Source organism: Streptomyces sp. NPDC096105 (assembly GCF_044763335.1).
Classification (GTDB): domain Bacteria; phylum Actinomycetota; class Actinomycetes; order Streptomycetales; family Streptomycetaceae; genus Streptomyces.
Window position 1 is genome coordinate 1 of the sequence record NZ_JBIWGC010000042.1, and the last position, 9,774, is coordinate 9,774.

The 9,774-nt window shown below is 73.2% G+C and carries 9 protein-coding genes and 1 pseudogene; all 10 read right to left on the minus strand.

The window, feature by feature from the left end; genetic code table 11:
* Positions 1-176, minus strand: a 176-nt coding sequence (locus ACIQ8B_RS32635) for a flavodoxin-dependent (E)-4-hydroxy-3-methylbut-2-enyl-diphosphate synthase (protein ID WP_403551934.1), incomplete at its 3' end; no start/stop codon positions are given.
* Positions 173-1,204, minus strand: coding sequence for an adenosyl-hopene transferase HpnH (gene hpnH / locus ACIQ8B_RS32640; RefSeq protein WP_106411361.1), 1,032 nt, complete (start codon positions 1,202-1,204; stop codon positions 173-175). The genes ACIQ8B_RS32635 and hpnH, both read right to left, overlap by 4 nt.
* A gap of 5 nt (positions 1,205-1,209) precedes the next feature.
* Positions 1,210-1,851: a 1-hydroxy-2-methyl-2-butenyl 4-diphosphate reductase gene (locus ACIQ8B_RS32645; RefSeq protein WP_403551928.1), complete on the minus strand. Its 642-nt coding sequence runs from the start codon at positions 1,849-1,851 to the stop codon at positions 1,210-1,212.
* Positions 1,851-3,890, minus strand: coding sequence for a squalene--hopene cyclase (gene shc / locus ACIQ8B_RS32650; protein WP_290011729.1), 2,040 nt, complete (start codon positions 3,888-3,890; stop codon positions 1,851-1,853). The genes ACIQ8B_RS32645 and shc overlap by 1 nt, the downstream gene beginning before the upstream one ends.
* A gap of 122 nt (positions 3,891-4,012) precedes the next feature.
* Entirely contained in the window at positions 4,013-5,077 is a 1,065-nt protein-coding gene (locus ACIQ8B_RS32655; protein WP_290011733.1) for a polyprenyl synthetase family protein, read from the minus strand.
* A 71-nt stretch (positions 5,078-5,148) separates the two neighbouring features.
* Positions 5,149-6,579, minus strand: coding sequence for a hydroxysqualene dehydroxylase HpnE (hpnE, locus tag ACIQ8B_RS32660; protein WP_403551930.1), 1,431 nt, complete (start codon positions 6,577-6,579; stop codon positions 5,149-5,151).
* A gap of 118 nt (positions 6,580-6,697) precedes the next feature.
* Positions 6,698-7,648 (minus strand): presqualene diphosphate synthase HpnD, encoded by a 951-nt coding sequence (gene hpnD, locus ACIQ8B_RS32665; RefSeq protein ID WP_290011726.1) that lies wholly within the window; start codon positions 7,646-7,648, stop codon positions 6,698-6,700.
* A complete protein-coding gene (gene hpnC / locus ACIQ8B_RS32670) occupies positions 7,645-8,556 on the minus strand; it encodes a squalene synthase HpnC (RefSeq protein WP_403551936.1) in 912 nt (303 codons plus the stop codon). The genes hpnD and hpnC overlap by 4 nt, the downstream gene beginning before the upstream one ends.
* 351 nt (positions 8,557-8,907) lie before the next feature.
* Positions 8,908-9,687 carry an ABC transporter ATP-binding protein gene (locus ACIQ8B_RS32675; RefSeq protein ID WP_403551932.1) on the minus strand — a complete coding sequence of 260 codons (780 nt, stop codon included), beginning with the start codon at positions 9,685-9,687 and terminating at the stop codon, positions 8,908-8,910.
* Positions 9,680-9,774 (minus strand): annotated as a pseudogene (locus tag ACIQ8B_RS32680) (ABC transporter permease); the annotation flags it as partial. The pseudogene ACIQ8B_RS32680 and the gene ACIQ8B_RS32675, both read right to left, overlap by 8 nt.

Below are 9,774 nucleotides of genomic sequence, written 5' to 3' on the forward strand. Positions count from 1 at the left end.
TCCGCGATCTGCTGCAGCGTGGCGCCGATGTCCGACGTCCGCGTCGTGGTCATCGACTGCACCGACACCGGCGCGTTCCCGCCCACCGCCACCGAACCGACCTGGATCTGCCGGCTCTTCCGGCGCACGGCGAGCGTGGCCGGGACCTCGGGGAGGCCCAGGGAGACCGTGGTCATCCGCTTCGCTCCCTGCTCGACGAGACGGTGTCGCGCAGGGCGCGCAGGGACTCCTTCAGCGAGCCCATGGTGGCGAGGACGGCGGTGGGCTCGTAGCCGCAGTGGGCCATGCAGTTGGCGCAGCGCGGGTCCTTGCCACGGCCGTACCGGTCCCAGTCGGTGTCCTCGATGAGTTCCCGGTAGGTCGGCACGTACCCGTCGCTCATCAGGTAGCAGGGACGCTGCCAGCCGAAGAGGGAGTAGTTGGGGATCGCCCAGGCGGTGCACGGGAAGTCGACCTTGCCCTCGAGGAAGTCGAGGAACAGCGGGGAGTGGTTCAGCCGCCAGCGGCGCCGGTTGCCGCCCGCGAAGGCCTTCCTGAACAGCTCCCGGGTCTGCTCCACGCCCAGGAAGTGCTCCTGGTCGGGCGCCTTCTCGTAGGCGTACGCGGGCGAGATCATCATCTCGTCGACCTCGAGCTCGTCGTTGAGGTAGTTGAGCACCTCGACGACCGTCTGCGGGGTGTCGGTGTTGAAGAAGGTCGAGTTGGTGGTGACCCGGAAGCCGCGCCGCTTGGCCTCCTTGATGGCCGCCACGGCCTCGTCGAACACGCCCTCCTTGGCGACGGACTCGTCGTGCCGCTCCCGCAGCCCGTCGATGTGCACGGCGAAGGCGAAGTACGGGGAAGGGGTGAACCTGTCCATCTTCTTGCGCATCAGCAGCGCGTTGGTGCACAGGAAGACGTACTTGCGGCGGGCCACCAGCTGGCGCGCGATCTCGTCGATCTGGGGGTGCATCAGGGGCTCGCCGCCGGCGATCGACACCATGGGCGCCCCGGACTCCAGGACGGCGCCGACGGCCTGCGCGACGGGCATGCGCTGCTTGAGCACACCGGCCGGGTGCTGGATCTTGCCGCATCCCTCGCACTTGAGGTTGCAGGCGAAGAGCGGTTCCAGTTCGACGATGAGCGGGAACTTGTCCCGCCCGCGGAGCTTCTGTTCGGCCAAGTATGTAGCGACCTTGACGGACTGACGCAGCGGCATGGCCATCTGGCTCACCTCCTGGGGAGCAGCAAGGAACGGTGCCATTCATAGAAAGCCGGAAGGACGGAACGAAGGACACGGAAAGCCGATATTCCACCGCGGACCGTGCCGATGCGGACGAGTTCGTGTTCAGGAGCGTCCACGACCACCCGGACGGCCGCAACCGGGCGCTCGGCCGCGCGGACGGCACTCAGGAGCGTGGCCGCCGACTCCATGTCCGCCGCGATCGCGCCGGTGGCGAGCAGGCCGGAGCGTTCGTGGCCGCGGACGACGTGGTCGGAGCCGGTGAGCGGGCCGGTGTGCACGGTGCGTCCGGGCACCGCGCGCACCAGCTCCTTCACCAGCAGTTCGGTGCCGACGCAGGGCACGCTGCCGCGCGGGTCCCGGGTCTCCTCGGCGACGACCAGGTCGCCGGGGTGCATGCCGGGGGCGAGGCCGGCGCAGAAGCCGGTGGCGAGGACGGCGGCGCCGTGCAGCGCCGGGTCGGCGAGCACCCGGGTGACGGACCGCTCGGCCGCCGCAGGTCCCATGCCGGTGCGCAGCACGGTGACCGGCCCGCCCGGGGTGGTGTGCTCCCGCCTGCGCAGCGCGAGCTGTTCGATGCCGAGCGCGCAGGCGATCAGCAGCGGGGCGGGGGCGGGCCGGCCGCTCATCAGCCGCCCTTCGCCTCGGCGAGCGCCTGTCCGGCGCCGGCGGCCGCCTCGGCCGGTTTCTTGCTGAACGGTTCGCCGTGGACGTACCGGCCGAGCGCGGTGAGCGGGAAGACCTGCCGGTAGAGGTGGTAGTTGATGGAGAAGTCCCAGGGGAAGCCGGTGCCGGTGAAGTACGGCTCGTCCCAGGAGCCGTCCTCCCGCTGGGTGCGCGCCAGCCACGTGACGCCGCGTCCGACGGCGGCGGAGTCCCGCTCCCCCGCCGCGAGCAGCGCCATCAGCGCCCAGGCGGTCTGCGAGGCGGTGGAGGCGCCCCGGCCGCTCCACTCCTTGACGTAACGGTAGGAGCGCAGGTCCTCGCCCCAGCCGCCGTCCTCGTTCTGCACCTTCTCCAGCCAGGCCACGGCCCGCCGGACCGCCGGGTGGGACGTCGGGATGCCGGCCGCGGTCAGGGCGGGGACCACCGACCCGGTGCCGTAGATGTAGTTGACGCCCCAGCGGCCGAACCACGAGCCGTCCGGCTCCTGTTCGGCGAGGAGCCACTCCACGCCGCGCCGGGTGCGCGGATCGTGGGCGAGTCCTTCGACGGCGAGCATCTCCACGACGTGCGCGGTGACGTCCGCCGACGGCGGGTCGATGACCTCGCCGAAGTCGCAGAAGGGCAGCCGGTTGGGGAACGGGCTGGTGTTGTCGACGTCGAAGGCGCCCCACGCGCCGTTCCTCGACTGCATGCCGAGGTTCCAGCGCACCCCGCGCCCGATGGCATTGTCCACCCGCTCCGGGTCGTGGTGCTTGACCCGGCGCAGCGCGAGGACCACCTCGGCGGTGTCGTCGATGTCGGGGTAGTTGTCGTTGTGGAACTCGAACGCCCAGCCGCCCGGCGGGAGATGGGGGCGGCGCACGGACCAGTCGCCGGGCCGCACCACCTGCTCGCCCAGCATCCAGTCGGCGGCCTTGACCAGTTGCGGGTGGTCGGCGGGCACGCCCGCGTCGGCCAGCGCGATGGTGGCCAGGCAGGTGTCCCACACCGGGGACTGGCAGGCCTCGATCATCCGGGCGCCGTCCTCGCGCCACACGGCGAAGCGGTCCAGGGACTCCAGACCGGCGCGCATCACCGGGTGGTTGAGGTCGTAGCCGAGCAGGTGCAGGGCGATGACCGAGTACACGGCCGGGGGCTGGATGCCGCCCCAGCAGCCGTCGTTCTCCTGCCGTTCGATGATCCAGCGGGCGGCGGTGTGCATCGCGGCCCGGCGCAGCCGGCGCGGGACGGCCCTGCGCAGCGCGTGCAGGCCCTTGTCCAGCCGCTGGAAGGCGCCGTCCCAGGTACGGGCCGGGGCGAGCCGCCGGGGAGGGTTGGGGTTGTCCGGGTCGGTGTGCAGTTCGTCCAGCGGGAACGGGGCGGGACGCACCGGCCGCTTGGCGGAGACGATGGTGAGCGGTACGATGGTCTGCCGCGCCCAGCAGCCGAAGTCGTAGATGTTGAGCGGCGCCCAGGCGGGGAACCAGATCAGCTCGGGCGGCAGTTCGGGCAGGTCCTCCCACTTCCACCAGCCGAACAGGGCGAGCCAGATGCGGGTGAAGACCCGCGACGAGGCGATGCCGCCCTGCTCGCGGATCCAGGCGGAGGCCTTCGCCATGTGCGGGGCGTCGGGGGCGTCGCCGGCCAGTCGCAGCGCGACGTACGCCTCGATGGTGGTGGAGAGTTCGCCGGGGCCGCCGTAGAAGGTGGCCCAGGTGCCGTCCTCGCGCTGCTCCCCGCGGATGAACAGGGCGGCGGCGCGGGTGGTGTCCTCGTCGCGGATGCCGAGGAACTGACGCAGCAGCAGGTCCTCGGCGTCCATCGTGACGTTCGTGTCGAGGTCGCCCTTCCACCAGCCCTCGTCGCTCTGACGGGACAGCAGGAAGTCGGTGGCGCGCCGTACGGCGCGGGCGGCGATGTCGGGAACCCCGGCCGCCTCGGGGCTGTCGGTGTCGTGTTCGCTGGCCGCGGCGAGCCGGGACGGCGAGGCCGCCCCGGTGCTTCCGTCGGTCGTCGCTGTCATGGCTTCCCCTTCGTGCAGTCCTGCAAGTGGTGCGTCTGCTGTGGGTCCGCCGTCGGCCGGTGGGGGTGCTCCCGTACCACCGGCCGGCGACTACGCGAGGGCTATTCGACCGAAAATAATGATCATCTCTTTCGTACGACGACGAAGTCCGCGAGCGCCGTGAACCGGTCCCGCACCCGGTCGGGCATGTCCACGGTGTCGAGGGCCTCGATGGCGATGGTGTGCTGACGTCGTGCCTCCTCGGCGGTCCACTCACGACCGCCGGCCTCCTCGATGAGGGCGGCACGGGCCGCGAACTCCTCCTCGGAGAAGTTCGCGAAGTCACTGCTCTTGGCGTCGGCCGCGAGGATCTCGCCGAGCCGGGTGGCGGCCGGGCCGTCCGCGGCGAGCGCGGCCACGACCGGGAGGGACTTCTTGCGCTGGCGCAGGTCGCTCCAGGTCTGCTTGCCGGTGGCCTCCGGGTCGCCCCAGATGCCGAGCAGGTCGTCGACCGCCTGGAAGGCGAGGCCCAGGTGGTGGCCGTACCGCTCCAGGGCGTCGGCGGTGCGGTCGTCGGCGCCGCCGAGCACCGCGCCGATGGAGCTGGCGCAGGCGAGCAGGGCGCCGGTCTTGTTGCCCTCCATCTCCAGGCACTCCTCGACGCTGACCCGGTCGCGGTGCTCGTAGGAGATGTCCTGGGCCTGCCCGTCGATGAGCGCCCGGCTGGCCCGGGTGAGGCGGCGCGTGGCGCGGCCGGCCTCGACGGTGCCGAGCTCGAGGAGCACCTCGTTGGCCAGGGCGAACAGGGCGTCGCCGACCAGGATGGCCTGGGCGGGGCCGTGCACCTTCCAGACGGTGTCGCGGTGCCGGCGCTGCTCGTCGCCGTCCATCAGGTCGTCGTGCAGCAGCGAGAAGTTGTGGACCAGTTCGACGGCGACCGCGCCGGGCACGCCGGTCTCCGGGGCGGCGCCGGTGACCTCGGCGGACAGCACGGCGAGGGCGGGGCGCACGGCCTTGCCGCCGTCGCCGTCCGCGGGCCGGCCCTGGGCGTCGATCCAGCCGAAGTGGTAGGCGGCGACCGTGTCCATGGGAGGCGCCAGGCGGTCGACGGCCGCCCGCAGTACCGGCGTGGCCAGGGTCCGGCCGCGCTCCAGGAGCGCGGACACGTCCACCGCGGTCCTTCGAGCGGCTTGCGAGGCCGGGGGCACAGTGGGCACAGTCTCTCCTCTTGTTGCGGTACCGGGGGTGCGGGGACCTGCCGCGCCGCTCTGCCGGAGCATCAGGCCGCCTCCTCGAGGGCGAAGAGGTGGCGCGGGCGGGGCCGGCCGAGGGCGCCCAGCGCGGCGTCCGCCGCGCCGACGCCGCTGCGGACCGCACTCTCCATGGTCGCGGGCCACCCGGTGGCGGTCCACGCTCCGGCCAGGTAGAGGCCGGGTGCCTTGGTGCGGGCGCCGGGCCTGAGGCGTCCGACGCCGGGGGCGGGAGCGAAGGTGGCGGTGCGCTCCCGGGTGACGAAGAAGTCCAGCACCTCGGCGTCGCGCGTGCGCGGCAGCAGCCGTTCCAGTTCGGGCAGGTACCGCTCGCGCAGGGCGGCGACGGGCGCGTCGATGTCGTCGTGCGCGACCGACTGGGACAGCGCCAGGTACTGGCCGTGGCGCAGTCCGGAGGCGGCGGTGCGGTCGAAGACCCACTGCACGGGGGTGCCGAGGGCGGCGAGGAAGGGCCGGGTGAGCACCGTGCGGTCGTAGACGACGTGGACGTCGAGGATGGGGGCGGTGCCGATGCCGAGCAGCCGCTCGGGCTCGTCAAGCGCGCCCGAGGGCAGCAGGCCGTGGGCCTCGCGCTGGGGCACGGCGAGGACCACGGCGTCGGCGCGGAGCGTCTCGCCGGGGACCTCGACGGTCCAGCCGCCGGCGCCGTCGGCGCGGACGGACGTGACGCGGGTGCGGGTCTCGGTGCGCACGCCCGCGGCGTCGAGGGCCCGGCGGGCGAGCCGGTCGTGCAGCTCGCCCAGCGGCACCCGGGCCCAGCCGATGTCGGCGGCGCCGGGGTCGGACAGCAGCCCGGTCTTGAACACCATCGCGGCGAGCGCCAGCGAGGAGTCGCCGGCGACGGCGTTGAGGGTGGCGACCCCGACCAGGTCCCACAGGGCCTCCACGGCGCGCGGGGACTGGCCGTGGGCGGCGAGCCAACTGCCGAAGTCCTCCTCGTCCAGGGCGGGGTCGTCGAGGTCGAGGTCCTTCAGCGCGAGCGCGGCCCGGACCGCCCTGGCCCGGTCGGCGAGCGAGAGGTGGGGGTACGTGGCGAGGCTGCGGCCGAGGTGCAGGGGCACGGGCAGCGGGTCGCGCCGCAGCCGGCCCAGCCGCCGTCCCTCGGGGCGGCGGACGTCGACCACGGGCACGTCGAGGCGGTCCTGCAGCGGCGCGAGGGCCGCTCCCCCGATCCGGTCGAGGAACCAGCGGTAGGCGGTGCAGCAGCGCAGGTAGACGTGCTGGCCGTTGTCGACGGTCAGGTCGCCGCGCCGGAACGAGAAGGCGAGTCCGCCCAGGCGGGGCCGCCCTTCGAGAAGGGTGACGCGCACCCCGGCGTCGGCGAGGGCGAGGGCGGCGGTGGTGCCGGCCAGTCCGCCGCCGACCACGACGGCATGGCGTCCCGGCGGGACCGGGCCGTCCGTGCGCCGGGACCCCTCGGAGCGTGTGCCGTGGTTCATGCGCCCTCTCCTGCCCGGCCGGGCCGCGTGACAGGTGCGCGGCCGGCCGTCCCGGTGGGGGACGCGGCGGCGCGGCGGAGGGTTGCCCCCCGCTCGCCGTCCGGGTACCGGGTGTCCATCAGGCGCGCCTCCCGACGGTGCGCCGGGCGACGTGCCGGGTGTCGAGACCGGACAGGCCGCGCACCGCGACGTACGCCTTCTCCCGGCCGGGGAGGGAGACCCGGCCGCGCAGCACGGCCTCGGGGTCGCGCTCGATGCGGTCCAGCAGGCGGCGGTAGATGCCGGCCATCGCGGCGACGCAGGCGCCGCTGCGCCGGTCGAGCATGGGGAGCAGCCGGTAGCCCTCGGCGAAGAGGGCGCGGGCCCTGCGCACCTCGAAGTGCACCAGGCCCGCGAAGTCGGAGCCCTCCGGCGGTGTCGGCCCGGCGAAGCCGGCGGAGCAGCCGAACTTGGCGAGGTCGTCGGCGGGCAGGTAGGTGCGCCCGTTCTCGGCGTCCTCGCGGACGTCGCGCAGGATGTTGGTGAGCTGGAGCGCCAGCCCCAGCGTGTCGGCGTACTCGGAGGCGCGTTCGACGCCGCGCGCGCCGGGCTCGGCGCCGAACACGCCGAGCGAGAGCCGTCCGATGGCCCCGGCCACGCAGCGGCAGTAGACCTTCAGGTCGTCCCAGGTCTCGTACGTCTCGCCGCGCAGGTCCATCTGGACGCCGTCGATCAGTTCGTCCAGGCCGCCGAGGGGGATCGGGAAGTGCGCGGCGGCGTGGGCGAGGGCGACCGCGACCGGGTCGGTGTCGTCCTCCTCGACCGCGCCGGCGCGGACGCGGGCGAGCAGCGCGCGGGTGTCCTCGAGACGGGCCACCTTGACGTCGTCGGCGAGCGGGCCGTCACCGATGTCGTCGACCCGCCGGGAGAACGCGTACAGGGCGGACATGGCGCGCCGTTTGGACGTCGGCAGCAGCCGGATGCCGTAGGCGAAGTTGCGCGCCTGCCGGCCGGTGACGGCCTCGCAGTAGCTGTAGGCGGCGAGTACCGGTGCGGACGCGGGTGCTTGCGACTCCACGGTCCGGATCACCCCTTTCCTCGCAGAGTCACGCCCGCCTCGCGCAGCAGCTGCGTCGTGCCGGGCTTGGGCGGGCCGGGAAGTACGTCGTACTCGGCGGCCGCGATCGCGCGGACGGCCGCCCTTCCTCCCGCCACGAACCCCGCGAGCAGGAGTCTGAGCCTGCCCCGGACGCTGCTCACCAGGGGTGCGCCCTCGTCCAGCAGGTCGAGGGCGCGCTGCGCCTGGAACGCGACGAGCGCGCGCACCGAGGCGCCGGCGGTGGGCGCGGCGAGGTCGGCCTCCTGGACGTGGAAGCGTTTCATGTCCGCGGCGGGCAGATAGATGCGGTCGCGGCCGAGGTCCTCGGCGACGTCCTGGAGGTGCTCGACGATCTGCAGGGCGGTGCAGATCGCGTCGGAGTGGCGGATGCGCTCCGGGGTGGCGGTCCCGGTGACGGCGAGCACGAGGCGGCCGACCGGGTTGGCCGACAGCTCGCAGTAGGCGAGCAGGTCGTCGTAGGTCTCGTAGCGCTTGACGAGCTGGTCCTGGCGGTTCGCGGCGATCAGGCCGAGGAACGGCCCGGGGGTCAGCGCGCGGCGGCGGACCGTGGGTTCCAGGCGGAGCAGCAGGGGGTGGCGGGGGCCCGGGCCCGCGCGGTCGAACACCCGGTGGAGATCGGCTTCCAGGGCGTCCAGCAGGGCGAGGCGGTCGCCGGCCTCCTCGGCGGGGACGCCGAGGGCGCGGGCGTCGGCGCCGCCGGGGGCCAGGTCGCCGTCGCCGATGTCGTCGACCAGGCGGGCGAAGCCGTAGACGGCCATGAGGTCGTCGCGCCAGGCCCTGGGCAGGAAGAACGGCGCCACCGGGAAGTTCTCGGCGGCGGCCTTGTCGAGCGTGGCCCGTTCGAGGTCGGCGGGGCGCGCCGGGTCGGCGGCCGTCATCGCGGGCTGCCCGGGGAGAGGACGGCGCACGCTGAGTCCAGCCGGGGAGTCTCCGAAGCCATTGCCGTCACATCTCCCGTTCTACACTGCCGACCCAATTCACACTATTTCGGACACGCCACTCAGGCGTCCACCCCGTGGCGCCGAGGAAGGGGGTCGGGCAGTATGGCCCTGATTGCCGCCTTTCGGGGACCGGTACAGCTTACGTTGTACAACGCGCCGTTCCTCGACGGGGGTCTCCCGCGCCCCACGACATCACATCGCCCGGCATCAGATCTCCGCGCCGCACGAGGATCTGACGTGTCTTTCGCGGACGCCGGACCGCTCCGGCGGGGCTCTGGGCCGGACGGGCTACTTGCCCGTGAACTTCTCGTACTCGCGCAGCACCTCGTCGGTCGGCCCGTCCATGCGCAGCTCGCCGCGCTCCAGCCACAGCACGCGGTCGCAGGTGTCGCGGATGGACTTGTTGTTGTGGCTGACCAGGAAGACCGTGCCGGCGTGCTTGCGCAGCTCGCGGATGCGGGCCTCGGAGCGCTTCTGGAACTTCCGGTCGCCGGTGGCCAGCGCCTCGTCGATCATCAGGACGTCGTGGTCCTTGGCCGCGGCGATGGAGAAGCGCAGGCGGGCGGCCATGCCGGAGGAGTAGGTGCGCATCGGCAGGGTGATGAAGTCGCCCTTCTCGTTGATGCCGGAGAAGTCGACGATCTCCTGGTAGCGGGCCTTGATCTCCTCGCGGGACATGCCCATCGCGAGCCCGCCGAGGATGATGTTCCGCTCGCCGGTGAGGTCGTTCATCAGGGCCGCGTTGACGCCGAGCAGGGACGGCTGGCCGTCGGTGTAGACCTTGCCCCGCTCGGCGGGGAGCAGCCCGGCGACGGCGCGCAGCAGGGTCGACTTGCCGGAGCCGTTGGACCCGATCAGGCCGATCGCCTCGCCGCGGTAGGCCACGAAGGACACCCCGCGCACGGCGTGCACCTTGCGCACGCCCCGCTCCTCGCCGCGCCGCAGGATCCGGCTGAGCGCCGCGGTGGCACTGCCCTTGCCGGTCCGGGCCCCGTCGACGCGGTAGACGATGTGCAGGTCGTCCGCGATGACGGTGGGCACCCGCGGGCCCGTCGTGTCGTCAGCCACGGCCGTACCTCTCCTCTGCCTTCCAGAAGTAGACGAAGCCGACCACGCCGGCCAGCACCGCCCAGCCCAGCGCGAACGCCCACACGT

Coding starts and splice junctions, on each gene's coding strand:
- ACIQ8B_RS32645 (WP_403551928.1), bottom strand. CDS start 1,851: ATGAGCGGCCGGCCCGCCCCCGCCCCGCTGCTGATCGCCTGCGCGCTC.
- hpnC (WP_403551936.1), bottom strand. CDS start 8,556: ATGACGGCCGCCGACCCGGCGCGCCCCGCCGACCTCGAACGGGCCACG.
- shc (WP_290011729.1), bottom strand. CDS start 3,890: ATGACAGCGACGACCGACGGAAGCACCGGGGCGGCCTCGCCGTCCCGG.
- hpnE (WP_403551930.1), bottom strand. CDS start 6,579: ATGAACCACGGCACACGCTCCGAGGGGTCCCGGCGCACGGACGGCCCG.
- hpnH (WP_106411361.1), bottom strand. CDS start 1,204: ATGGCCATGCCGCTGCGTCAGTCCGTCAAGGTCGCTACATACTTGGCC.